This window comes from Nocardia sp. BMG111209 (genome assembly GCF_000381925.1).
Taxonomy (GTDB): Bacteria; Actinomycetota; Actinomycetes; order Mycobacteriales; family Mycobacteriaceae; genus Nocardia.
The window spans coordinates 1448177-1471597 of record NZ_KB907307.1; the positions used below are offsets into that span (position 1 = coordinate 1448177).

At 70.5% G+C, this 23421-nt stretch carries 21 protein-coding genes; 6 read left to right on the forward strand and 15 right to left on the reverse strand.

Translation table 11 applies throughout. The annotated features are described in order from the left end of the window. Positions 1-36: 36 nt before the first annotated feature. From G361_RS0106365 to G361_RS0106390, 6 genes are all read right to left on the reverse strand, one after another. The gene (locus tag G361_RS0106365) at positions 37-861 is read right to left on the reverse strand and encodes a patatin-like phospholipase family protein (protein WP_019926227.1); all 825 of its coding nucleotides are present in this window, start codon (positions 859-861) and stop codon (positions 37-39) included. 138 nt (positions 862-999) lie between these two features. Next, complete coding sequence (locus G361_RS0106370) at positions 1000-1809, reverse strand: thioesterase family protein (protein WP_019926228.1); 810 nt, start codon at positions 1807-1809, stop codon at positions 1000-1002. A 90-nt stretch (positions 1810-1899) separates the two neighbouring features. Beyond that, entirely contained in the window at positions 1900-2640 is a 741-nt protein-coding gene (locus tag G361_RS0106375; protein WP_019926229.1) for a trans-aconitate 2-methyltransferase, read from the reverse strand. 107 nt (positions 2641-2747) lie between these two features. Further along, positions 2748-4427 (reverse strand): DUF885 family protein, encoded by a 1680-nt coding sequence (locus G361_RS0106380; protein WP_231386790.1) that lies wholly within the window; start codon positions 4425-4427, stop codon positions 2748-2750. A 61-nt stretch (positions 4428-4488) separates the two neighbouring features. Continuing rightward, complete coding sequence (locus G361_RS0106385) at positions 4489-5688, reverse strand: ABC transporter substrate-binding protein (protein ID WP_019926231.1); 1200 nt, start codon at positions 5686-5688, stop codon at positions 4489-4491. 39 nt (positions 5689-5727) lie between these two features. Next, positions 5728-6462: an ABC transporter ATP-binding protein gene (locus tag G361_RS0106390; protein ID WP_052172630.1), complete on the reverse strand. Its 735-nt coding sequence runs from the start codon at positions 6460-6462 to the stop codon at positions 5728-5730. Positions 6463-6592: 130 nt separating this feature from the next. Here G361_RS0106390 and G361_RS0106395 point away from each other — a divergent pair, with 130 nt between their 5' ends. Further along, complete coding sequence (locus G361_RS0106395; protein WP_019926233.1) at positions 6593-9214, forward strand: ABC transporter permease subunit; 2622 nt, start codon at positions 6593-6595, stop codon at positions 9212-9214. A gap of 4 nt (positions 9215-9218) precedes the next feature. Here the strand turns inward: G361_RS0106395 and G361_RS0106400 are convergent, their stop codons facing one another. Beyond that, positions 9219-9908 carry a DNA polymerase beta superfamily protein gene (locus G361_RS0106400; protein ID WP_019926234.1) on the reverse strand — a complete coding sequence of 230 codons (690 nt, stop codon included), beginning with the start codon at positions 9906-9908 and terminating at the stop codon, positions 9219-9221. A 139-nt stretch (positions 9909-10047) separates the two neighbouring features. Beyond that, complete coding sequence (locus G361_RS0106405; protein WP_019926235.1) at positions 10048-10950, reverse strand: UTP--glucose-1-phosphate uridylyltransferase; 903 nt, start codon at positions 10948-10950, stop codon at positions 10048-10050. Between the two features lie 135 nt (positions 10951-11085). Here G361_RS0106405 and G361_RS0106410 point away from each other — a divergent pair, with 135 nt between their 5' ends. Beyond that, on the forward strand, positions 11086-11619 hold the full coding sequence (locus G361_RS0106410) for a TetR/AcrR family transcriptional regulator (protein WP_019926236.1): 534 nt from the start codon (positions 11086-11088) through the stop codon (positions 11617-11619). A gap of 4 nt (positions 11620-11623) precedes the next feature. On the opposite strand, the gene G361_RS0106415 is transcribed toward G361_RS0106410, so the two are convergent. The 4 genes from G361_RS0106415 to G361_RS0106430 all read right to left on the reverse strand — a co-directional run bounded on the left by G361_RS0106415 (position 11624) and on the right by G361_RS0106430 (position 15378). Further along, a complete protein-coding gene (locus tag G361_RS0106415; RefSeq protein ID WP_019926237.1) occupies positions 11624-13240 on the reverse strand; it encodes an MFS transporter in 1617 nt (538 codons plus the stop codon). A gap of 173 nt (positions 13241-13413) precedes the next feature. Then, positions 13414-13836 carry an organic hydroperoxide resistance protein gene (locus G361_RS0106420; RefSeq protein ID WP_019926238.1) on the reverse strand — a complete coding sequence of 141 codons (423 nt, stop codon included), beginning with the start codon at positions 13834-13836 and terminating at the stop codon, positions 13414-13416. 2 nt (positions 13837-13838) lie between these two features. Beyond that, entirely contained in the window at positions 13839-14288 is a 450-nt protein-coding gene (locus G361_RS0106425; RefSeq protein WP_019926239.1) for a MarR family winged helix-turn-helix transcriptional regulator, read from the reverse strand. Positions 14289-14370: 82 nt separating this feature from the next. Continuing rightward, positions 14371-15378 (reverse strand): LacI family DNA-binding transcriptional regulator, encoded by a 1008-nt coding sequence (locus G361_RS0106430; protein ID WP_019926240.1) that lies wholly within the window; start codon positions 15376-15378, stop codon positions 14371-14373. A 222-nt stretch (positions 15379-15600) separates the two neighbouring features. On the opposite strand from G361_RS0106430, the gene G361_RS0106435 reads away from it, so the two are divergent. Further along, positions 15601-16785 (forward strand): hypothetical protein, encoded by a 1185-nt coding sequence (locus G361_RS0106435; protein WP_019926241.1) that lies wholly within the window; start codon positions 15601-15603, stop codon positions 16783-16785. A 122-nt stretch (positions 16786-16907) separates the two neighbouring features. Next, positions 16908-17903, forward strand: a complete 996-nt coding sequence (locus G361_RS0106440; RefSeq protein ID WP_019926242.1) for an LLM class F420-dependent oxidoreductase — start codon at positions 16908-16910, stop codon at positions 17901-17903. 19 nt (positions 17904-17922) lie between these two features. Here G361_RS0106440 and G361_RS0106445 read toward each other — a convergent pair whose 3' ends face one another. After that, positions 17923-18765 carry a hypothetical protein gene (locus G361_RS0106445; protein ID WP_019926243.1) on the reverse strand — a complete coding sequence of 281 codons (843 nt, stop codon included), beginning with the start codon at positions 18763-18765 and terminating at the stop codon, positions 17923-17925. A gap of 285 nt (positions 18766-19050) precedes the next feature. Here G361_RS0106445 and G361_RS49165 point away from each other — a divergent pair, with 285 nt between their 5' ends. Then, positions 19051-20013, forward strand: a complete 963-nt coding sequence (locus G361_RS49165; RefSeq protein ID WP_019926244.1) for a DUF4232 domain-containing protein — start codon at positions 19051-19053, stop codon at positions 20011-20013. Positions 20014-20189: 176 nt separating this feature from the next. After that, on the forward strand, positions 20190-20990 hold the full coding sequence (locus G361_RS0106455; protein ID WP_020647643.1) for a tetratricopeptide repeat protein: 801 nt from the start codon (positions 20190-20192) through the stop codon (positions 20988-20990). On the opposite strand, the gene G361_RS0106460 is transcribed toward G361_RS0106455, so the two are convergent. Together G361_RS0106460 and G361_RS0106465 are read right to left on the reverse strand one after the other, a co-directional pair. Then, the gene (locus G361_RS0106460; RefSeq protein ID WP_019926245.1) at positions 20987-21724 is read right to left on the reverse strand and encodes a M50 family metallopeptidase; all 738 of its coding nucleotides are present in this window, start codon (positions 21722-21724) and stop codon (positions 20987-20989) included. The genes G361_RS0106455 and G361_RS0106460 overlap by 4 nt on opposite strands. 228 nt (positions 21725-21952) lie before the next feature. After that, positions 21953-23356: an IS1380 family transposase gene (locus G361_RS0106465; RefSeq protein WP_019925568.1), complete on the reverse strand. Its 1404-nt coding sequence runs from the start codon at positions 23354-23356 to the stop codon at positions 21953-21955. Positions 23357-23421 lie beyond the last annotated feature (65 nt).

Below are 23421 nucleotides of genomic sequence, written 5' to 3' on the forward strand. Positions count from 1 at the left end.
AAGCGGTTTCGCGTTAATGTGCGCGACCGGATCCGGTCACCGGGCACTACCGGCCGGTCGGCGGGTCCAGCCCGCCGCGCGGACCTCGGGTGCGGCCGCGACGCCCTGGCGCATCCCGGCGAGGAACGCCTCGGGCCACACCGCGTGGTCCGAAAGACTGGTGCCCAGAGCCTGTCTGGCGGCCTCGTCGGGAACGATGCGGACGAGCTGTTCCGCGTCGATCGAGTCGGTGGGGATGATGTGGGCCATCGGTTCGACCAGCACGACCACCGTGGCTCCACTCGCGAGATCGGCGTTGGCGCGGTTGCGGAACGCGCCGTCGATGTAGCGGTGCCCCTCGATCGTCACCGGGGCCGACATACCCGGCATGGTCGTGCCCGCCGCGACGGCCAGCGGCAGCGGCACACCGTCACCGGCCCGCCACACCACCGGCTCACCGGATTCCGCGTCGAGCAGGGGCAGTACGAGACCCGGATGCCAGGTGCAGTCGCCGAGCAGTCGGTACATGTCCGCCACGCGATCGGTCTCGTCCGGGACGGCCGCGTCCAGGGCGAGCCGGCCGAGGCGGGATCGCGCCGCGCGGTCGAGCACACCCGCATCCACGATGGCGGCCACCTGATCCAGGACGGCCCAGTCGAAGTCCTGCACGGCCTCCGCGTACGGGCGCGGCCGGGGCATGCGCACCGCGCCGAGGTCCCGCGAATCACCGAGCAGCGCACCGGCGATCGCGCCGGCGGAGGTGCCGACGATCGTGTCGGCGTCGGCCGGGTCGATCCCGGCCCGGCGCAGCCCGGTGATCAGGCCGAGCAGCCACGCCGTGCCGGGTACGCCACCGGGCCCGAGTACGATCGCGCGGCTCATCGCCGTCCTGCCCACACGCCGCGAATCACCGGTCGGGTCATGGAGAATCAGCCTTCGTCGAGTGCGGACCCCTTCGCGCCGAGATTATGCCGCACGGGCCGTCGCCGCGGGTCCCGGGCGACCGGCCGGGCCGCCCGATCAGGGCCGCGCGGTGACGTGTTCGGCGGTGAGTTGGGCGAAGTCGAGCTGGCGGCGCGAATTCGAGACGGCGGTGACCACACAGGTACCGACCCGTCCGAGGCGGTCGTAGAGGGTCGCGGTGCCGACGGAGATGCCGTCGTGGGCGAGATGATCCTGGGCCTGCAGACCCAGTTCCGGGCCGACGGGCAGCCGGGACAGGGTGAGGGTCATATCCGAGTTGATATAGCCGACGCCTCGGGAACCCCAGTTGCACACCATGTTCGTGGTGTCGCCGACGATGGCCGCGCGCTGGAACGGGGAGGTCTGCTCCCCCTCCACCAGCGGCGGCTGATGCTGCCAGATGGTCTTCCGCTCGGCGTTCTGGCAGGCGCCGAAATCCATGGTCCAGTCGTCTGCGCCGGTCTGCACCCACAGTCGCATATTCCGGTCGGTGGGATCCGGCGGGTCGGGCAGGGTCTGCGGCGAACTCCAGATCTCGCCGGGCGGCGTATCGCCGGTCCGGAGGAATACCGCGGTCGCGCGGGTGCGGACCTTACCCTCCTGCTCGATCCGCGCGTCGGCGACCACGATCCGATTACCCCGGCGGACCACCTCGCCCACCACCGTCAGCGGTTCGGCGATCACCGGCGTGAACAGATCCACGGTCAGCCGGGCCGGCACGAATTCCGGATCGGGACAGTACTTCTCCAGCTCCCGGGCCAGCAGCCCGCACACCGCGTGCCCGCCGATCTGCCTCGCCGACCACCGTGCCACCGCGAACGCCGATGCCTGATACCGGCCGTCCACCTCCGTGAAGAACGCGACCACCGCGCCGACTCCCTCCGTCGTGCCCCGATCAAGATTAGAACATGTTGCAGTAGGCCCGCCGTTCACGAGGTCCGCGGCCCGGCGTGCCGGTCAGCGGACGGCGGCGATCACGGCGTCGGTGACCGAGCGCCAGACCACGCCGGTTTCGGTGAAGCCGGCGGCGCGCAGGCGGTCGCGGTGCCAGGTCAGGGTTTGGGGTTCGCCCGGGACACGGGTGTCGAAAATGGTTCGGCTGGCGGCGTATTCGCGGGCCAGTTCGGGGGCCTCGGCGACCTCGGCCCACCACTGTTCCCAGTCGCGGGCGCCGTCGGCGGCGCTGCGTTCCTGATGGGCGCGCTGGACGATCTCGTCGAGTGCGTTCAGGCGCGGGGTGTGCGGGTCGGGCATGTGGTCGGCGTTGAGGAGGATGCCGCCGGGCCGCAGCAGGGGCAGCAGGTCCCGGTAGAGGCGGTCCAGCCGGTGGGGTGGCATCCAGTGGGTGGCCGTGGCGGTGAGCACGGCGTCGAACAGGCGCGGGGGCAGGTCCGCGGCCCAGCCGGGTTCCTCGAGGTCGGTGACGACGAACTCGAGGCGGGGGTCGCCGCCGAACGAGCCCCGCGCGATGGCGAGCAGCGTCGGATCACGGTCCACCGCAACCGAACTCGCCTCGGGCAGCCGGGCGAACAGGCGGCGGCTGAGGGTGCCCGTCCCGCAGGCCAGATCGAGTACCCGGGGGGACTTCCCGGCCGCCGCCTCGACCAGATCGAGCATCACACGGAATCGTTCCTCGCGATCGGGCAGGTACAGCTCCTGCTGCCGATCCCAGCTCTGTTGCCACGCCTCCCAGTCCACCGGACCTCCTCGATTCGGGACCCGTGCCCGGGTCGCGCCGCCGACCGGATTCGAGGCCCGATTCTTCCGGGTTCGCGGGTGGAATCGGCGCCGACACGCGTGGGGCGTCAGACCAGGGTCGCCGCCAGTTCCCGCAGCACCGGCAGGCTCAGCGAGCCGGAACCCAGGACGGTGTCGTGGAAGGTCTTGATGTCGAAACGGTTTCCGAGGCGCTCGGTCACCAGGCGGCGTTGTTCGCGGATCTCGAGCTGGCCCACCTTGTAGGCGACGGCCTGGCCCGGGATCGCGACGTAGCGGTCCACCTCCACGCGGATCTCCGCGATCGCCACCGGCGCGTTGGCGATCATGAAGTCGACCGCCTGTTGCCGGCTCCAGCCCTTGGCGTGCAGGCCGGTGTCGACGACCAGGCGGCAGGAGCGCCAGGAATCGGCGGCCAGCATGCCGATGCGGGCGAGATCGTCGGGGTACAAACCCATTTCGTCGGCGAGGCGTTCGGTGTAGAGCGCCCAGCCCTCGACGAACGCGGTGTTGGCGAACGATTGGCGCTGGAATCGCGGCAGGTGGGCCAGTTCGTTGGCGATGGTGAGTTGCAGGTGGTGGCCGGGGATCGCCTCGTGGAAGGCGACCGCGGCGCTCTCGTAGCGGTTGCGGCCGGTCGGCTCGTGCTGGTTCACGAAGTACACGCCGGGGCGGGAACCGTCCGAGGCGGGCGGGAAGTAGTAGGCCGCGGGGACCGCCGAGGCCAGGAAGTCCGGGACCGGCACGATCGCGCAGGACTCGCGGGGCAGCCGGCCGAACCAGTCCGGGATGGCGTCGGTGGCCGTGGCCAGCCAGCGTTCGGCGTCGGCGAAGATCTGTTTCTCGTCGGCGTAGCGCAGCGCGGCGTCCCCGCGCAGCCGGGCGAAGATCTCGGTCTGGTCGGTGAGCCCGAACAGGCGCTCCCCCACCTCGGCGTATTCCGCACGCAGCGAAGCGAGTTCGGCCAGGCCCAGGTCGTGGATGCGGTCGGCGGTGAGGTCGGTGACGGTGGTGTGGCGGCGCAACTGCCGCTGGTAGATGTCCTCGCCGTCGGCGCCGAGCCAGCACAGGCCCGGCCGGTCGTCGGGCCGGGCGGCGGGCAGCAGTTCGCCGGCGAGGGTGTCGCGGTAGCGGCCGAACGCGGGTCGGATCACGTCCCGGACCAGATCCGACAGCGTTGTGCGCCACTGTGTTTCGCCGTCCCAGCCGGCCGGGCCGGGGAAGTTCGCGAACGGGTCGGCGGCGGGATCGCCGGCCAGATAGCCGTCGAGCTGGCCCAGCGACCGTTCGACGGTCAGGCGGGCCGGGGTGCGGCCCGCGGCGAGGCCGGCCCGGAATCGGTCGGCCGCCTGGTCCAGCAGCGTGCCGAACCGGCGGAACCGCTGCACCAGGGCGAGCGCGTTCGCCGGTTCCGGCGCGTTGAGTTGCGGTGCGAGGGTGAGTAGTTCGGCGTGCACGCCGCTCATCTGGTCCGAGGCCAGCTCCACCGGCCGCCAGGACAGGTGGTCCACCGCGGATCCGAGTTCGGTGTCCAGCAGACTGCGGGTGACCCGGTCGACGGCGGTGAGGCGATCCGGGTCCAGCGCGGCCGCCTCGGCCGCCAGAGCCCGCAGCGTGGCGAGGTGGCGCTGTTCGGCGGCCTCGGACAGATCCTCGATCCGGTCGTCGAACCGCCGGTCCCCGAGCAGGGTGGCCGTACTCGGGGACGCCTCGAGCACGCTGTCCCAATACCGGTCGGCCAGGTCGATCAGTTCCTCGTGCGCGTCCATGCCGACCATCATGCCGCGCCCGCCGCCGCGGGTGCCGGGCCGCGCGCCGGGGCCCGCGATCTCAGGGCGCCGGTTGCAAGACCCGGTGGCTGCCGGTCTCGTAGAGCTTGCCGTCCCAGCCGGCGGCGCCGTTGGCGACGTGGACCACGGTGTAGGCGGGGTTGTAGATGGCCGCGTACGGCAGCGGGCTCTTGGTGGCGAAGGAGACCGCGGGGGTCAGGCCGCCGGTCTTGACCGCCGCGAGTTTGCGCAGGCCGTCGAGTACCGAGGCCCGATCCACCGTCGGGAGGGTGCCCGCGACCTGCGCGAACATCTGCACCCCCAGCCAGCTGCTCAGCGCCAGCTCGGTGAGTTTGCCCTGCGGCGCATAGGCTTTCATATCGTCGTTGAACTGCTTACCATACGCGGTCGAGGTGTCCCAGGCCGGCGGGAAGACCAGGCTCAGGGTGACCGGGCCGCCGGTCCCCATCGCCTCCATACCCTGCTTCTCGAACGCGGCGCCGGCGACGGCGACCGTGCCCTTGAATCCGGCCTGCCGCAACGCATTCACCGCCACCGGGGTCTGCGCGGTGAACGACAGCCAGATGATGGTGTCGGGATTGCCCGCGATCGCCTGCTGCACCGGTGCGCTCAGGTCCGCGGCGGTGGCCGACAGCCGGACGTCGGCGGTCACCTGCGCGCCGGCCGCCGCGAGGATCTGCATGATCGACTTGCGGTTCCCGTCGGAGGTGGGCAGGTCCAGGGTCACCAGGCCGACCTTCTTCGCGCCGCTCGCGGCGACATCCTGGGCCATACCCGGGAATCCGACGACGGTCGAACCGTTCACGTTGAAGGCCAGCGGATCGGTGATGTCGAAGCTGGACACCGGCCACTGCCCGATCACCGGCATCTTCGCCGCTTCCAGCTGGGCCTTGTCCGCGTCGAGGAAGATGTCGGAGCCGCCGGCCAGCGCGACGATCTTCTTGTCCGCCAGGATCTTCCGGACGCAGGTCGCGGAATCCGTGGCGTTCTGGTGCATATCGCAGGTGGTCAGGTGCAGTTGCCGTCCGTTCACCCCGCCGTGCGCGTTGATCTCCGCCACGGCGGCCTGGGCGCCGTCGGCGTATTCCGGGTTGGCGCTGACCCCGCCGGACAGTGCGGCGATCGCGGCGATCTCGAGCGGCCCGTTACCGCTCGACGAACCGCCGCTGCTGCTGCACGCGGTCAGGGCCAGCGCCAGCGCGGCCAACGGCGCCAGCAGTTTCGCGGGTGATCTCGACATGGACGAACCTCTCGAAGGCGAACGGCGGAAATACGATGGTCACGACAGATACAGCGCCGCAAGCTCTTCCAGCTGCGGCAGCCACGCCGCCGCGGGGCGCTCGTCGACGAGCTCGCCGCGGCGCAGCACATGGGCCCGGTCGGCCCGCGCCAGAACGGCTTTCGCGTTCTGCTCGACCAGCAGGACCGCGACGCCGGTGTCGGCGGTGGCGCGGACCGCGTCGAGCAGCCGCTCGCGCACCTGCGGCGCCAGGCCGAGCGAGAGTTCGTCGATGAGCAGCAGCCGCGGGTGGCGGGCCAGCGCCAAGGCCAGGGCGAGCATCTGCTGCTCGCCGCCGGACAGCAGGCCCGCGCGGTGCCGCATCCGCTCGGTCAGCTCCGGGAACAGTTGCAGCGCAGTGGCATCGGCGCCGACCAGGCGCAGCGACTGGCGCACGGTGAGGCCGGGGAAGATGTGCCGCTCCTCCCCCAGGACCGATACGCCGCGGCGGCAGCGCCGATACGCGGGCAGCCGGGTACAGGTGGCGCCGAACAGCTCGATCTCGCCGGCGCTCGGCCGCAGATAACCCGCCAGCGTGCGCAGCAGCGTGGTCTTACCGGCCCCGTTGGGGCCCAGCAGGGCCACCACCTCGCCCGGCCGGACGGTCAGATCGATCCCGCGCAGCACGTCCACCGCGCCGTAACCGGCCGCCAGCCCGGTCGCCGCGATCGCGGCGGGGATCGCGTCCCCGGACTCGGACGCGGACGAAACGTCCACTGCCGCACTCACACCCATCGGTATCCACCGTATTTCCGCAACCGCTCTGTTGCCCCACCCTTGCGAGTAGGTGTTCACAAACATACAGTCGGCACGGGCGCTTCGCCAAGGGGCGCCGGCAACATCGGAATACGGCAAAGGGGTCGAGATGGACCTGACCCTGCGATTCGCGCTGCTGGGCCTGGGTATCGGCGGCGTGTACGCGGTGAGCGCGGTGGGGATCGTGGCGATCCACCGCGGTTCCAGGACGATCAATTTCGCCCACGGTGGTATCGCGCTCTGGGGTGCGCTGCTGTGTTACCGGTTGCGTGACAACGCCGGTCTGCCCTTCGCGGCGGCGGCCGCGCTGACCCTCGCCGGTGCGGCGGTGTTCGGGGCGCTGATCTATCTGGTGGTGATCCGGCCGATCCGCGGCCGCACCCAGCTGTCGCGGATGGTCGCGACGCTGGGCCTGCTCGGCTTCCTGACCGGGCTGGCGCACACCGTCTTCCCCGATGTGCCGCGGGTGCCGCGCAGCGCGCTGCCGTCGTCGACGACTCGTATTCTGGGACAACCGATTCCGACCGAACGAGTGGCGATCCTGGTGATCGCGGTGGTGGTGGTCGCCGTGCTGGCGGGCTGGTCGGCGTGGGGCCGGCTGCCGCTGATGACCAAGGCGATGGCCGAACACGAGTCCGCCGCACAGGCATTGGGCGCCTCACCGCATGTGCTCGGCGGCCTCAACTGGGCACTGGGCTCGGTCCTGGCCGCGGCGGCGGGCATCCTCGTCGCCCCGATCGTGGGCCAGTTCGACACCACGATGCTCACGGTGACCGCGTTCGCGCTGGCCGCCGCGCTGCCCGGCCGATTCGACGGCTATCTGTCCGCGCTGGCCGGCGGCCTGATCCTCGGCGTCGGGGAGAGCGTGGTGACCCATCTGGTTTCCGACCATGTACCGCAGCAGTGGCAGCTGGGCTGGCCGCAGACCGTGCCGTTCGTCGCCGTGCTGCTGATCCTGGTGCTGCGCCGCGACCGCGCGAGCAACCGGCTGCCCGCGGTGCCCGCACAACCGGTGGCCGCCGGGCTGTTCCGGCCCGTCCCGGTGGTGATCGCCGCCGCGGTGGTGATCGCGGTGCTGTTCCTCGGCACGCCGGACTGGCGGGACGCGGCGACCGTATCGATCGTGTTCGCGATCCTGGTGCTCTCGCTGGTGCTGCTGGTCGGCTACGCGAATCAGATCAGCCTGGCGCAGATGACCGTCGCCGGGCTCGGCGCGTATGTCGCCGCGCGCCTGGACATCTCGTTCGGGCTGCCGTTCGTGCTGGCGCCCCTGGTCGGCGCGGCGGTGGGCGCGCTGGCCGGGCTGCTGGTGGGCCTGCCCGCGCTGCGGGTGCGCGGGATCAATCTGGCCATCCTCACCATGGCGCTGGCCATCGCGGTCTCGGTGGTGCTGTTCGAGAGCACCACCTTCACCGGCGGTCTGGTCGGACTGCAACCCCACTCGCCGACCCTGTTCGGACTCGATATCGACGCGGCGCTGTATCCGGAGCGCTACGGACTGTTCGCGCTGTGCTGGCTCGTCCTCGCCGGCGTGGTGGTGGCCGTGGTGCGGCGCTCCGCGCTGGGCCGTCGGCTGCTGGTCGTGCGCACCAACGAGCGGGCGGCCGCCTCCGTCGGAATCAGCGTCACCCGAACCAAACTCGCGGCCTTCGTGGTGTCCTCGGCGCTGGCCGGGACCGCGGGTGTGCTGCTCGCCTTCCGTAGTTCCACGGTCACCTTCGGCCAGTTCGCGTTCATGGAGTCGATCAATCTGGTGAGCCTGGCGGTGATCGCGGGCGTGACCTCGATCGCGGGCGGACTACTCGGCGGCGTCCTGGCCATGGGCGGGCTGGTGTATCTGGCCGTCTCCGATCTGAACATCGGCTGGCTGACCGACAACTACGCCACCATCTTCGGCGCCGGGCTGGTACTCACCGTGCTGATCCACCCGAACGGGGTGACCTGGCGCAAACATTCGCAACTCGATCCCGCGCCGCTGCCCGCGGGCGTGCAGTCGCCGCGCGCGGGCGCGGAACTGGCGGCCTCGAACGTCTCGGTGCACTTCGGCGGCGTCACGGCGGTCCGGGCGGTGACCATGGCGGCGCGGCCCGGCGCGGTGACCGGCCTGGTCGGCCCGAACGGCGCCGGGAAGACCACCCTACTCGACGCCCTCGGCGGCTTCGCGCCGATCGATGCGGGCGAGGTACTGCTCGGCACGCAGTCGCTGACCGGCCGCACCCCCGACGCGCGGGCCCGCGCCGGAGTCGGCCGGGTGTTCCAGGGCGGCGAACTGTTCGAGGACCTCACGGTGGCACAGAATCTGCGGGTGGCCGCCGAGAACGCCGGGCACACCGACGGCCGCCTGCCCGAACCGGCACAGGCGGCGGTCGAGAAGTTCGGTCTCACCGGCGATTTCGCGCGGCTGCCCGCCGAACTGTCGATGGCGAAGCGGCGGTTCACCGGCATCGCCCGCGCGCTGGCCACCGATCCCGCGGTGGTGCTGCTGGACGAGCCGGGCGCGGGCCTGTCCATCACCGAGATCGGCGAACTCGCCACGGCGCTGCGCGATCTCGCCACCGGCACCGGTCTCGCGGTGCTGGTGGTCGACCACGACATGGCGCTGGTCATGTCGGCCTGCGACCGCATCGTGGTCCTGCACCAGGGCGCCGTGATCGCCGACGGCACCCCCGGCGAGATCCGCGCCGACGCCGCCGTCCAGGAGGCGTATCTCGGCCTGTCCCTGGCCAATTGAGCGATCAGCACGCCTCGAGATGGGCCCGGCGGACCCGTTGCAGGAAGTCCTCCAGCGGCGGTTCGTCCGGGCCTGCGGGCAGCACGGTGGTGGCGGTGGCGAAGCGGGACTCGTACTCCGCCATCAGATTCCGGACCGCCTCGGCCTCCGGATCCGCCGTCACCCGCTCTCCGAACGCGAAGTACACCTCGGGATCGGGCACCCGGATCGGCAGGACACCGGTGGTGTACAGCTGGAAACCCTGCCACAGCAGCCGCCGGACGTGCCGGGCGTGCTTGGCCCGGCGCGGATCCCCGAGCCGCGGATGCCGCGCCAGCGCCTGCAACTGCGCGGTCGCATACCCGAAGAACGAGTTGCGCACTCGGGGAGCGGACAGGAAGCAGCCCCGCAACCCCACCAACTCCGCACCGAACGGCGTCTGCAGCACATAGTTTTCGAGCCACAGCACATCCATCGCGGTCGGATTGCACGCCAGCATCAGCCCCATCGCCTTGCCCACCTCGTGATAGGTGGCGTCGGCCCCGTCGCGCCCGGTCCGCGTGCCCCGGTGCCGATCCGGCGGGTGCAGGCCGAGGAAACTACCGGTCGGCTCGACGAAGATACCGGCGTAGTCGATATCGCTGGACGGCGTACTCAGCCCGTAGGCGGTGGACCCGACCACACCCTCGAGCAGTAGCTGCTGATCCCGGTTCATCGGTCTCCTCCCCGGCGGAACACGGTGCGCGCCACGGTGTCCGCACACCCGGCGCTCCCCGTCCGGTGTATCACCGCCGGGCGGAGCCGATCCAGCGAATTTCGGCCGCCGCGAGCGGTTCCCGGGCCTCGTCGCCGGATCAGCGGGCGTTCAGGCGCTCGTGCAACCAGCCGCGCAGCGAGTCCGCGTACTCCTCGCGTTGCAGCGCGAAATCGATTGCGGCGCGGAGATATCCGGCCGGGTTGCCGATGTCGTGGCGGGTTCCGCGGTGCACCACCACGTGGACCGGATGGCCCTCGGCGATCAGCAGGGCCACGGCGTCGGTGAGTTGCAGCTCACCGCCCGCGCCGGGGGTGATGCGGCGCAGGGCCCCGAAGATCGCGCGGTCCAGCAGGTAGCGGCCCGCGGCGGCGAAGGTGGAGGGGGCGTCGGCGGGGGCGGGCTTCTCCACCATGCCGCGGACCCGCAGCACATCCGGCTCGCCGGTGGCGGCGACATCGAAGACCCCGTAGGCGCTCACCTCGTCGGCGGGTACCTCGATCGCGCACAGCACGCTGCCGCCGAACCGCTCGCGCACCGTGGCCATGGCGTCGAGGGCGCCGTGCGGCAGCACCAGATCGTCGGGCAGCAGCACCGCCACCGCGGACTCGTCGGCGCCGAGGACCGATTCCGCTTGCAGCACAGCATGTCCGAGGCCCAGCGGACGGCGCTGCACGACGGTGCCGACATCCAGCAGCTTGGCGGCGTTGCGGACCTTCTCCAGCAGCCCGAATCTGCCGCGCTGCGCGAGCGTGTTCTCGAGCTCCGGTTGCTCGTCGAAATACGTTGCGAGCCCGCGCTTCTCCGGCGAGGTCACGACGATCATCCGGTCCGCTCCGGCCTGCGCGGCCTCCTCGGCGATCAGTTCGATACCGGGGGTGTCGACCACCGGCAGCAGTTCCTTCGGAACCGCTTTGGTCGCGGGCAGGAATCGCGTCCCCAGCCCGGCCGCCGGCACGATCGCGCTGCGGAACTGCCGGGGTGTGCGCCGGCTCGCGTCCATATCGCTCTCCTTCGTTCGTCCCGGAACCCGCCGGGCCATTGCCCACCCTGTTCGCACCGACTGGCACCAAGACGCGAACTGCCTCGGAATCGGCTGTGAGGACCGCGGACCCACCGCTTTATAGTCGGGTGCGTGATGCGCGACGACCGGCCCGGACCGCGGGCCGACCGTACCCAGGAGCATGTACTCGCCTGTGCCCAGGAGATCCTCGTCACGGAGGGTCCGGAGGCGGTGACGTACACCGCCGTCGCTCGTCGTTCCCGGGTGTCGCGCAACACCCTGTACCGGCACTGGCCGTCGCGCGATCAGCTGCTGACCGATGCCGCGCTGCGGTACTACCGGCTGCAGGAGGCGCCGGCCGCCGGCGAATCCGCGAACCTGCTGGAATTCCTGCACGCGCTGCGCGACAACCTGGCGACGCCGGGTACCGCCGCCGCGCTCACCGCGCTGGCGGCCCACGCCGAACACGATCCGACCGCGGGCGAGGTACTGCGCCGGATCGCGGAACTGGGCCGCGACCGGCTCACCGAGATCGTCGGCCCGCTGTCCGACGCGGCCTTCGCGCGCATCGTCGGACCGCTCTACTTCCAGGCCCTGATGGTCCGCCGCCCGGTCGACGACGCCTTCCTGGCCGACCTGGCCGCCGAATGGCGGCCGGTCGGCCGATGACCGGTCAGAAGGCGGTGCCGCCGGTGGCCGGGGTGCGCCCGTGCCGCATGAACAGCGCGACCAGCAGGCCGATCACCGAGGTGGCGACCGCGAACCAGAATCCGAGCACGTATCCGTGCTCGCCGAACACCTGTGGGATGGGCGCGGTGCGGGTCTGCCCGGCCACCGACACCTGCGCGTGCAGCGGATTGTTGTTCAGGAACGCGGTGATCGCGGCGGTGCCGATCGCGACACCCATACTCTGCATCACACCCAGCACCCCCACGCTGATGCCCTGCTGCTCCTGCGGGACCGCCTCGACCACCAGGGTCGGCGCGGCAGCGTAGTAGAGCCCGAACGCGATACCGAAGAACCCACTGGTCAGCGCGAACAGTCCCCAGTGATGCGGCATGAACACCTCGGCCACCCCGACCCCGGCGAGGATCACCACCGAGGCGATCAGCGGGTACCAGGGACCGAAACGACGGGCGACCAGGCCCGCGACCACGCCGAAGATCATGCCGAGCAGGCCCTGGATCAGCGCGATCCGGACCGCGAACTGCAACAGCGTCAGCCCGTCGCCGTAGCTGTAGGACGGATCGATGATCACCCGCACGGCCTGCGGCAGCAGATGCAGTTTGTACTGCTGGGCGGCGGTGTCGATGGTGCTGTTCACGATGGTGCCGCGCAGCATGTCCTCACTCGGCGTCTGCACCATGTAGGCGATCGCGTAGCCCTGGATGCCGACCATGCAGGAGGTGAACAGCGCGGTGATCAGCACCAGGCTGACCCGTGGATGCGCCAGCAGCCGGATGTCGACCACCGGGATCCGCACCCGCAGTTCCACCAGGACGAACACTGCCAGCAGCAGCAGACCGCCGATCAGCCACAGCAGCGTCAGCGGCCGTCCCCAGCCCCAGTCCTGCCCCTTGTCGATGTAGATCAGGACCAGTGCGGTGCCGCCGGACAGCAGGGCCGCGCCGGCGATATCGATCGGTTCCCGTACGCGCAGTTTGGAATCCGGCACCACCAGGGCCACGACCGGCAGCATCAGCACGGTGAAGCCGAACAGGAACCAGAACATCGCCCGCCACTGGTAGTTGTCGACCAGCCAGCCGGCCAGCAGGGGCGCCAGCGCCGCGGAGAAGCCGAAACCGGTCGCGGTCAGGCCCAGCCCGACGGGAACGAGCCTGCGCGGCAACAGATCCCGGATCAGGCCGTAGGACACCACCGCGGTCGCGATCGCGGTGGCCTGCAGGCAGCGACCGGCGAGGAACACCCACCAGTTCGAGGTGAGCGCCGACAGCAGGCAGCCCACGGCGAACAGCACGCCGCAGATGAGGAACAGTCGCTTCTTCCCCCAGACGTCGCTCATCTTGCCGATCAGCGGCGACGCGGAGGCGCCGACGAGACCGAACGCGATCATCGTCCACGTGATGTTGGCCCCCACGCCGGGGAACGACGGCGCGATCTTCTGCAGCGCGGCGGCGACCATCGTGTACTGCGTCGGCGCGATCTCGCTGAACAGAACGATAACAAGTAGCACCGACCAGATTCGGCGCGGCGAGGCCCCGTCGAGCCGGCCGGTGTCGTCCGTCGAATCGGACACACCGGCGCCCTCGACGGTGGAAGCAGTGGACATGGCAACCCCTTTCGGGATCCGAAACGAATTCGAGTGCCGTGAAGCATGACACCGATTCGCCTCCGCCGTGACCGTTTCACCTGCGCCGGTGGCAACTTTTTTGCAACGTGTTCCACATGGCTCGGCGCGCCACCCGAGCCGGGCGACGCGCCGAAGGGACCGTGCGGGGACGATCAGTCGTCGGTGACCACGATGTGGACGGGGATGTTGCCGCGGGTGGCGTTGGAGTACGGGCACACCTGGTGCGCCTTGTCGGCCAGCGCCTGCGCCTCGTCGTGCGGCAGGTGCGGGAGGGTGATCTCGAGGGTGACCTCCAGCGCGAAGCCGCCGGTCTCGTTGGGGCCGAGGCCGACCTTGGCGCCGACCGAGGAATCGTCGATGTTCACCCCGTCCTGGCGGCCGACCAGCCGCAGCGCGGAGTGGTAGCAGGCGGCGTATCCGATGGCGAACAGCTGCTCCGGGTTGGTGCCCTCGCCGCTGCCGCCCAGCTCCTTCGGCATCGCCAGATCCACGTCCAGGCGACCGTCGCTGGTGCGGCCGTGACCGTTGCGGCCGTCGCCGGTGGCGAGGGCCTCGGCGGTGTACAGGACTGCCATGATCAGTTCTCCTTCGGGTGAGTGTGGGCCGTGAGTGCCCGAGTGAGGCGCTGCAGCGCATCGCGCAGCGTCACCATGTCCTCCCGTGACATGCCGGTCGACTCCGCGATCCGCAGCGGAACCTCGCAGGCGTCCTCGCGCAGCCGGCGGCCGGTCTCGGTGAGGGTGATCCCGACGCGCCGCTCGTCGTCGGTACTGCGGCGGCGCTCCACCAGACCGGCCGACTCCAGCCGCTTCAGCAGCGGCGAGAGGGTGCCGGAATCCAGCGCCAGCGTGGCGCACAGGTCACCGACGCTGCGGCCGTCGCGCTCCCACAGCGCGAGCATCACCAGATATTGCGGATAGGTGAGGCCCAGCGCGTCCAGCTCGGTGCGGTACACCGCGGTCATCGCCCGTGATGCCGCGTAGAGCGGGAAGCACAGCTGATTGTCGAGCGCCAGCGGGTCGGTCACCCTCGATACTGTAGTGCCAAATTAAATTGTGCGCAATACGCTGCCGCGAGCCCGAATTCGAACCGGCACGCGGATCGTCCGGCTATCGGCAGCCGGGGTCGGTGGACCGCCGGACCACCAGTTCCGGCATGAAGACCACGTGCTGATGGCGGTGGTCGGCGGTGCCGTCGGCCTCCTCCAGCAGCAGGCGGGCGGCGCTGCGGCCCAGTTCCTCGCGGGGCTGCCGCACCGAGGACAGCGGCACGGCGGCCGCGGCGGCGAAGTCGATGTCGTCGTAGCCGATCACGGCCATATCGCCGGGCACCGAGAGCCCGGCCAGGATCAACGCCTGCAGCGCGCCGAGGGCCAGCAGGTCGTTGGCACAGAACAGGGCCGTCGGCCGGATCGCGGCGGTGAGCAGCGCGGCGGTGGCGTCGCGACCGGCGGCCACAGTCGGGGCGGCGGTGGCGACGTGGTCCAGGCGAGCACCCGCACCGCGGGCCACCTCGGCCGCGCCGTGCAGCCGATCGGCGACCTGCGTCACCGACACCGGGCCGCCGACGAAGCCGAGATGGGTGTGCCCGAGCTCGAGCAGGTGCCGCGCGGCCAGCCGGCCGCCGAGCACATCGTCGACGGTGACCGAGCAGCGATCCGGTCGCGGACTGCCCCGATCGACCAGGACGGCCGGAATGCTCTGGGCGGCAAGCATTTCCAGCGGATCGTCACCGGAACCGAGCACCGGGGTGAGCAGTACGCCGCGCATCCGCTGCTCGGCGATCTGCTCCAGATGCCGGCGCTCCCGGCGTGCGTCGGACCCGCTGTTGCACAGCACCAGCATCGCGCCCTGCCCCGCGGCCTCCTCCTCGGCGCCGCGCGCGACATCGGTGAAGAACGGATTCGCCATGTCCAGCACCACCATCGCCAGCGTGCGGCTGCGGCCCGCGCGTAGCTGGCGGGCGGAATCGTTGCGCACGTAACCGATTTCGGCGATCGCCTGCCGGACCCGCTCGCGCGTGGCGGGGGCGACGTGATCGGGCCGGTTGAGCACGTTGCTGACGGTGCCCAGCGACACACCGGCCCGCCGGGCCACGTCCTTGATGCTCACCGCCATACGGATCCGCTCCTGTGCTCGTGCCGGCTCCGCGCGCCGGTGCCCGATGATCCCGCGCCGGTCGGGAGATTACCTCGCCGCCGGGTCGGCGCCCGCATCCGAATCGCATCCCGGTGAGCGGACTTTTGCCCGTGGCCGGGGTGGGTGCGTCCTACCGTCGGCGGAGACAGCCCAGCGCCGGTGGCCGCCGGGACGGCTGGGTCGACCGTTCGGAGGTATGCGATGACGCACGAGGTGGTTGCACGGGTCGAGGAACTCGCCGGGAAGCTGGCCGGGACCGCGGCGGAGACCGAGCGGCTGGGCCGGTTGTCGGACGAGAGTGTCGCGCTGGTCCGGCAGGCCGGGGTGATGCGGATGTTGCAGCCGGTCGAATTCGGCGGATACGCCGCCCATCCGCGCGACTTCGCCGAGGCGGTGATGGCGGTGGCCAAGGTGTGCGGCTCCACCGGCTGGGTGTGCGGGGTCGGCGGGGTGCATCCGTGGGAGATGGCGCTGATGGACCCGCGCCTACCGGCCGAGGTGTGGGGCGGCGATCCCGACACCTGGATCGCCTCGCCGTACGCGCCGCAGGGCCTGGCCACACCCGTCGACGGCGGTTACACCCTGAAGGGCCGCTGGAACTTCTCCTCCGGCACCGACCACTGCGACTGGATCTTCCTGGGCGCGCTGGTCGCGGGCCCCGACGGCAAGCCGGCCCAGCCGGTGCGCAGCCTGCACGTGGTGCTGCCGCGCGCCGACTACACCATCGTCGACGACTCCTGGGATGTGATCGGGCTGTCCGGCACCGGCAGCAAGGACGTGATCGTCGACGGCGCCTTCATCCCCGCCTACCGCACGATCGACGCCGGCGAGGTGGCCGAGGGCGCCGCGGCGGCGGAGCGGGCCGGGCGCACCGAAACCGTGTACAAACTGCCGTTCTGGACGATGTTCCCGCTCGGGATCACCGGCGCGGTGATCGGCATCTGCGAGGGCGCGCTGGCCGCGCACCTGGACTATCAGCGGGCCCGGGTGGGTGCGATCGGCGGACCGGTCCGCAGCGATCCGTATTCGCTGTACGCGATCTCCGAGGCCGCCGCCGACATCGCCGCCTCGCGGACCCAGCTGCTCGACGGCATCAGCCGGTTGTACGACCGGATCGAGGCCGGCGGCGAGATCGGCTTCGAGGATCGATCCCTGGTGCGGCGCAACCAGATTCGCTGCGCCTGGCGGGCGGTGACCGCGGTCGACCAGATCTTCGCCCGCTCCGGCGGCAACGCCGTGCGGCGCGGCAATCCGCTGCAACGGTTCTGGCGCGACGCGCACGTGGGGTTGCAGCATGCCATCCACGTCCCGGGGCCCAACTACCACTCGTCGGCGCTGTCGCTGCTGGGCATCGAACCGGAGGGACCGCTGCGCGCGCTCATCTGATCGGTATCCGTGATCGGTTCCGGCCGTCCGGCGGTTGCGGGATCGGCGGCGGATCGGAACAGTGAGTCCGGGACCGCAGCCCGAGCTGCGGCCCGGTTCCGATCACGGGTGAAGGAGACGGTGTGCGTTTCGGCATATTCATTCCGCAGGGCTGGCGACTGGATCTCGTCGGCATCGACCCGGCGGCGCAGTGGCAGACGATGCGGGATCTGGCGCAGTACGTGGACGCCGGGGACACCTTCGAGTCGATCTGGGTGTACGACCACTTCCATACGATCCCGGTGCCCACCGAGGAGGCCACCCACGAGGCGTGGACGCTGATGTCGGCCTTCGGGGCGTCCACCTCGCGGGTCCGGCTGGGGCAGATGTGCACCGCGATCAGCTATCGCAATCCGGCCTATCTGGCGAAGGTGGCGGCCACGGTCGACATCGTCTCCGGTGGCCGGGTCGAGATGGGTATCGGCGGCGGCTGGTACGAACACGAATGGCGCGCATACGGTTACGGCTTCCCCTCGGCGGGCGAGCGGCTGGGCCGGTTGGACGAGGGCGTGCAGATCTTCCGGCAGGCGTGGACCACCGGGGAGGCCACTCTGGCCGGGAAGTATTATCAGGTGGACCACGCCATCGTGCGGCCGTTGCCGTTGCAGCCGGGCGGAATTCCGATCTGGGTGGCCGGCGGCGGCGAGCAGAAGACGCTGCGGATCGCGGCGAAGTACGCGCAGTACACCAATTTCGCCGGTGCGCCGGAGGTGTTCACGCACAAATCGGAGATCCTGCGCGGCCACTGTGACCGGGAGGGAACCGATTTCGACGCCATCGTGCGCAGCTCGAACTTCAACGCGGTGATCGCCGAGACCGAGTCCGAGGTGGAACAGCGGCTGGCGGAGCTGACCGCGCGCTACGAGCCGATCATCGGGCCCGACGCGGCGAAGGGGTATGTGCAGAACATCCTGCGGACCCCGGGCCAGGCGATCGGCACCCCGGAACAGGTGGTGGCGCATCTACGGCAGTTGCGGGATCTGGGCCTGGGCTACGCGATCCTGAACTTCCCCGAATCCGCCTACGATCGCTCCGGCATCGAACTGTTCGAACGCGAGATCGCCCCGGCGCTGCGCTGAATCGTCGGCCCGCGCCGAATCACGGTGCGGCCGGGCCGGTCCGGGCGATCCAGTGCTCGGCCCGGTCGCGCAGATTCCACCAGGACACGAATCCGGGATCGGCGCCGGCGAGTTCCCAGCCGGCGCCGAGCATCTCGAAGAACGCGTCGTCGCCGGTCCGGCCGCCGCGCGGTTCCCCGATGTAGATCAGATCGGTGCCGCCGGCGGCCCGGAAGGTGGCCAGCGCCTGCGAGGCCATCGGCGCGCCCCAGCCCGGCGGCCAGCACAGCAGCAGGACACTGCCGGACCACTCCCCGGCCAATTCGTCCGGATGCGCGATCGGATGCCACGCCACCGGCAGCCCGGACACCGCCGGGAACGACGGATTGTCCTGCCACTGCGGCGGTTGCGAATCGGCCGCCACCACCTCGACGCCGCACCGGGCCAGCTGATGCGCCCAATATCCGCGCCCCGCACCGATTTCCAGTATCCGTCGGCCCGCGCACACCGCCGCCACCCAGGCCAGCGTCGCGGGTGACGGGACGGCGTAGGCGTACGCGGCCTGCAGCACCGTCTGCGCGTAGCCCAGCCGCGCGCTACCGGTCGGCGCGCCGCCGGTGATCTCCCGCCGGTGCCCGTTCCCGCCGGTGACCGCGGGGGCGACGATGTCCCAGTAGGGATTCGGGCTCTCGCCGCCGGCCAGGTAGTGCAGCATCCGCAGATCGAACTCGCGGTCGGCCGCCTCGTCACCGCTGCCCGTCAGCCGCGGCGCCACCGCGAGATAGTCTGCGGCGCTGGGATATTCGGCGCCGAACCGGACGCCGTCGGCCAGCAGCGCGGCCAGCTCCTCACGGCGGGCGGGCGGCAGTCGGAATCCGGTCACGGCTTACATTCTGCTGTCCCGGCGCGGCTGCGGCCGGACCCGCGGTCGGCGGGTCGGCGCCGGCGCCGCTCGCGGGAGGTCGGGGGCAGGTCGCCGCGCGCACTCCCGCCGGACGACGTGGCCGCCGCGGTCGGCCGGCGTCTCGTCGCCGGGGAAACGCCGCGCCCCGACCCGCCCGCGCGCGGGTCGCGCAACTCGCCGGGAAACGAACCCGGACCTGACATTTCGCCCGCCCGCTGCGCCGTGAGGTGTCACTATGAGGTGACTCGAAGAGGAGGACCGCCGGTGCGGAACGTGCACCTCGTCCGGTCGGCGGCCGCGGCCGCACTGCTGCCCGTCGTCGCCACCGCCGTGGTCGCCTGTTCCGGCCCACCCGGTGTCGAGGCCGATGCCCGATGCCACACCGGCGATCTCAGCGCCGAGGTGGCTACCACCAGTTCCACCAGCCGCTCGAACGCCCTGTTGGTGACGGTGCACAACACCGGTATCCGCGATTGCGTGGCGACCGGATTCGCCGATGTGGAACTGTCGGAGCTGCCGCAGGTCGCGATCGGCCACGCGGCCGTGACCCCGCGTCCGGTGGCGCTGGCGCCGGGCGGTACGGCCGAATTCGTGGTCCGCGTCGAATATTCCGGCGAGGCGGTGATGGGCTGCCCGCAGCCGGGCGTCGCCCGGGTCACGCTGCCGGGCGAGACCACGCCGCTGACCGCCGCGGTGACCCTGGGCGGTGAGCCCGCCGACGAACTGCACGTGTGCCGCGGCGATCGGCTGGTGGTCCATCCGCTGACCCGGCCCGCCCACGCGGTCGGCGCGGATGTGGATCCGGTCGCCGACCTCCCGCACTGCCACGCGGACGACTTCACCGCGCAGGCGTTCCACAGCATGGCCGGCGACGGCGCCGGGCATCGCGGGGTCGAGGTGTGGCTGATCAACCACTCCGACCGGGAGTGCGCACTGCGCGGCCGGTTGCGCGTGCGCCCCGACGACGGGCACGGTGGCGCCGACTGCCCGGCCTGCCAGCCCGGCGCGGACCTCGCGCTGGCGGTACCCGCGGGTGCGGTGCTGGCCGCCGGCGGCCGGGCGGTGACCGGCGCCGGGAACGAATCGCCCTGCGGTACGGAGGAGCCGGTGCGGGCGGTCGCGGTGGCGGTATTCCTGCCCGACGATCCGGTACCGGTGTCCGGTCCGTTCGGCACCGCGCTCTACTGTCACGGCAGCCTGCAGATGAACGGTTTCGGTCCGTTGTGAATTTGCCCTTTTCGAGAATATCGACCGATTTTCCGAATTGATTCCGCACCTGCCGAATTCCGGCGCGGGAAACAAGCGGCGAATCGGACCCTGAACAATTCGAGAGTTTTTCCGGCACGGACGCGATACGGTATCGCGACAGCCATCGAATCGGCTCTACCGAAAGGCGGACCACGATGACCCGGCCGTCCACGATCGGCACATACGACGAGCCGGCACTCGCTGCTCGATATGCCGGAGCCGACCCGGTCGATTGGCACGGCGCGACGGTTCATCCGTTGTATTCGGAAGCGCTGGGCACGGATCCGGTGGTCGTCGATCTGGCCCTGCACGAGAGTTCGCCACCACCGGGACTGCTCGGCCTCGGCATCGGATTGTCGGTGATCGGCGGCCATGTCGCCCTGGGCGAGCGGCGGTTGCTGGGTGTCGACGTCTGGTCCGACGCGATCGCCGCGGGGATTTCGCTGGACGTGTGCGCGGCGAGCCCGGAGGCCGCGATCACCCTCACCCCGGTATGGATGGAGGCCGGCGGCGAGGTGATGTCCTGGACGGGTAATTACGGAGTTCTGATAGATCGCACTTCGACCGGGAATCCGTTGTTGCGGTGCAGTATCGGCGTGGGCCCGGTGAGTTTCGCCGATCTGGTCGTGGAAGTCGCCGTTCGGATCGTTCCGACCGGCGAGAGTCGTTATCGCGGTGCGCTGTACGAACTGGGTGTGGCGATGCACGGCCGTGGCGACCTGGATCAGGCGTGCGAATTGTGGACGCAGGCGGCCGCGCGCGGTCACGCCGGCGCCGCCTACGACCTGGGTGTGCTGCGCTACCGCCGCGGCGAATTGCGCGAGGCCGAACACTGGTGGCGGGTGGCCGCCGACCACGGCGACGTGCGCGCGATGGCCGGCCTGGCCGCGATACTGCGCCGGCAGGGCAACCTCGCCGAGGCCCAGGCCTGGCGGGACCACGCAGGCGGTATCTAGAGAGTGCCGATCGGCGGCCAGGCCCCGAGCAGCAGCCGTCCGCCGAACGCCAGCGCCGCCACCGCGACCAGCCCGAACAGCACCACCCACAGCAGCGGCGGCACCCGGGTCAGTCCCGCCAGCTGATCGGCGTCGGAGCCGTCGCCACGAGTGTGCACCCGCTGCAGTTCCACCACCGCGCGCGCACCGCCGAGCAGCAGGAACCAGGTGGCCGCGTAACCGAATACGCTCTGGGTCACCGGCGAGCCGAACCACGACACCAGGAACACCAGCGCACCGGTGCACACCACCGCGAGCAACCCGAACAGGTTGCGGATGAAAACCAGCAGCACCACCAGCGCCCCCACCAGGAGCCACAGCATCAGCGTCAGCCGTCCGGCCGCCACCAGCGCCGCGCAGCCGACCCCGAGCGCCGACGGGGCCGGATAACCGGCCATCGTGGTCAGGATCATGCCCAGCCCGTACGGCTTACCGCGCGAGACGGTCACCCCCGACGTGTCGGAGTGCAGCCGCACCCCGCGCAGCGTCCGGCCGGTCAGCACCGCCACCACCGCGTGCCCGATCTCGTGCGCGATGGTCACGCCGGTCCGCAGCACCCGCCACACGGGCGGATAGCCGACCAGCAGCAACGCCGCGACACCCGTCACGATCACCACCCACAGCGGTGGTGGCGGGGATACGGCGGTCAGGTGGCCGGTGATCTGCGACAGATCCGGCAACTGCGAAGCGTTCACGGCCCCGAAGGCTATCGGGATTCGCTGTGCCGCGCCCGTGTGTCGCGATGGCCCGAGCTGGGAACGCCGCACCGGCCGCACGCCTTAGCCTGAATCCACTGACGGGGGTTTCGTGCTGGTCCGCGCGCCTGCGGCGCGCGGACCAGCGGGTTTCGGGCGTGGGGTAGCCGCTGGCCTGGCCAGCTTTTCCACGTGAGTCCTCGGTTCGGGCCCGTCGGGCGGGGATGGTCAGATGCTGTCGGGTTGTGGTGGTGTGTAACCGATTGTGTTGTGCCACAACGTGAGCCATGCGTCCGCCCAGGGCCAGCAGCGGGGCAGGTGCAGGATGGGACGCCGTTGAGGGCGAGCGAGCCGGGCGGGGATGGTGATGATTTTGCGGCGCAGGGTCGATCCGCGGGCCCGGCCGAGTCGGCCACCGGCCAGTATTCCGGCGGTGCGCAGCAGGTTGTGGGCGATCGCGGCGCACAGGACCCAGGCGAAGTTGGCGCCGAATTTCCCGGACGGAATGTGAGCCAGTGGCCCGTCGATCAGGTCGGCGAACACGGTTTCGATGATGGCGTGTTTGCGGTGGGTGATGTCGGCATCGGCGACGGGCTCGGTGGAGTTGGTGAAGAACGGGTGATACCGCCAGACCGGGAACAGGGCATCGGGGTATCGGGCGTCTTTCACCCGGCGCACGATCAGCCTCGCGGTGGTCCGGTCTTTCGTGGAAGCGAAAGCGGTATAAGAGATTTCGGCGACCTCGGCGTCGGAGATCCACTCACCGGTATCGGGATCACGCACGGCACCGGGATACCGCACCGGAGTCCATTGGTCTTCGCCGATCGCGGTGATCGCGGCGTTGACCGCCGAATTCTTGGTCAGTACCAGCGAGAACTGTGCCCCGGCGCGCAACGCGGCGCACACGACTTTGCGGGTGCCGTATGCGGAGTCCCCACGCACCAGCACGATGCCGGTGGCGCGGGCGGCACGAGCGGTGCCGATCGCGGCGGTAACCATCGATGCGGCACCTTTGCCCGAGCCGGTCTTACCTGCGCGTAGCCGTATCCCGGCGATCACCGGTGCCGCCAGGTCGGTGCTGATCGTGGTTGCCAGGGGTGAAAGTCCTTTGCGGAGAACCTTTTTCCCAGCAATCTTCGTGTGCCCGTACGACGCGCCCTGCTTCTGGTGGCCATAGACCGGGCGCAGCAGCGAATCGATATCGACGAAGGTCCGCACAGCCGCACCGGGCAACAGATCCGCGCGCGCGGTCAAGGCCAGCAGATGCTCGCGCATCACCGACTCCAACTGCTTGGCGTGACCGAATGTGAACTCCCGCAACAGAGTCCCGACCGTCGAGGGCGCATACACGCCACTGAACAGCGTCTTGCACCCGCCGCTGCGCAGCAGACCGATATCGTCGATGCTGTCCGCACCCGCACACATCCCGGCGATCAACGTGGCCAGTTTCGGTGCCGGGTTCACCGACCCGGACTTGACTCGTGGCGCGTCGATGGCAATTTTCTCGGTCAACAGCCTGGTCAGACCCGTCTGCTCGGCCAGGGTCATCACCGGAACCAACCCCGCCACCGACACGAGGCCATCATCATCGAACCTCGCCGAGGACTCGGCGAACCTGTGGAACAATCGCACTGAAAGTGTCTTTCGGAACTTGTCTTGGTTGTTGTGTGGTAACTCCAATCATCCCAGGTCAGAAG

What these genes read in the sequence shown, in the direction of transcription:
- G361_RS0106365 (WP_019926227.1), bottom strand. Translation starts at nt 861, where the DNA reads ATGAGCCGCGCGATCGTACTCGGGCCCGGTGGCGTACCCGGCACGGCG.
- G361_RS0106380 (WP_231386790.1), bottom strand. Translation starts at nt 4,427, where the DNA reads ATGGACGCGCACGAGGAACTGATCGACCTGGCCGACCGGTATTGGGAC.
- G361_RS0106385 (WP_019926231.1), bottom strand. Translation starts at nt 5,688, where the DNA reads ATGTCGAGATCACCCGCGAAACTGCTGGCGCCGTTGGCCGCGCTGGCG.
- G361_RS0106390 (WP_052172630.1), bottom strand. Translation starts at nt 6,462, where the DNA reads ATGGGTGTGAGTGCGGCAGTGGACGTTTCGTCCGCGTCCGAGTCCGGG.
- G361_RS0106395 (WP_019926233.1), top strand. Translation starts at nt 6,593, where the DNA reads ATGGACCTGACCCTGCGATTCGCGCTGCTGGGCCTGGGTATCGGCGGC.
- G361_RS0106400 (WP_019926234.1), bottom strand. Translation starts at nt 9,908, where the DNA reads ATGAACCGGGATCAGCAGCTACTGCTCGAGGGTGTGGTCGGGTCCACC.
- G361_RS0106405 (WP_019926235.1), bottom strand. Translation starts at nt 10,950, where the DNA reads ATGGACGCGAGCCGGCGCACACCCCGGCAGTTCCGCAGCGCGATCGTG.
- G361_RS0106410 (WP_019926236.1), top strand. Translation starts at nt 11,086, where the DNA reads ATGCGCGACGACCGGCCCGGACCGCGGGCCGACCGTACCCAGGAGCAT.
- G361_RS0106415 (WP_019926237.1), bottom strand. Translation starts at nt 13,240, where the DNA reads ATGTCCACTGCTTCCACCGTCGAGGGCGCCGGTGTGTCCGATTCGACG.
- G361_RS0106420 (WP_019926238.1), bottom strand. Translation starts at nt 13,836, where the DNA reads ATGGCAGTCCTGTACACCGCCGAGGCCCTCGCCACCGGCGACGGCCGC.
- G361_RS0106430 (WP_019926240.1), bottom strand. Translation starts at nt 15,378, where the DNA reads ATGGCGGTGAGCATCAAGGACGTGGCCCGGCGGGCCGGTGTGTCGCTG.
- G361_RS0106435 (WP_019926241.1), top strand. Translation starts at nt 15,601, where the DNA reads ATGACGCACGAGGTGGTTGCACGGGTCGAGGAACTCGCCGGGAAGCTG.
- G361_RS0106455 (WP_020647643.1), top strand. Translation starts at nt 20,190, where the DNA reads ATGACCCGGCCGTCCACGATCGGCACATACGACGAGCCGGCACTCGCT.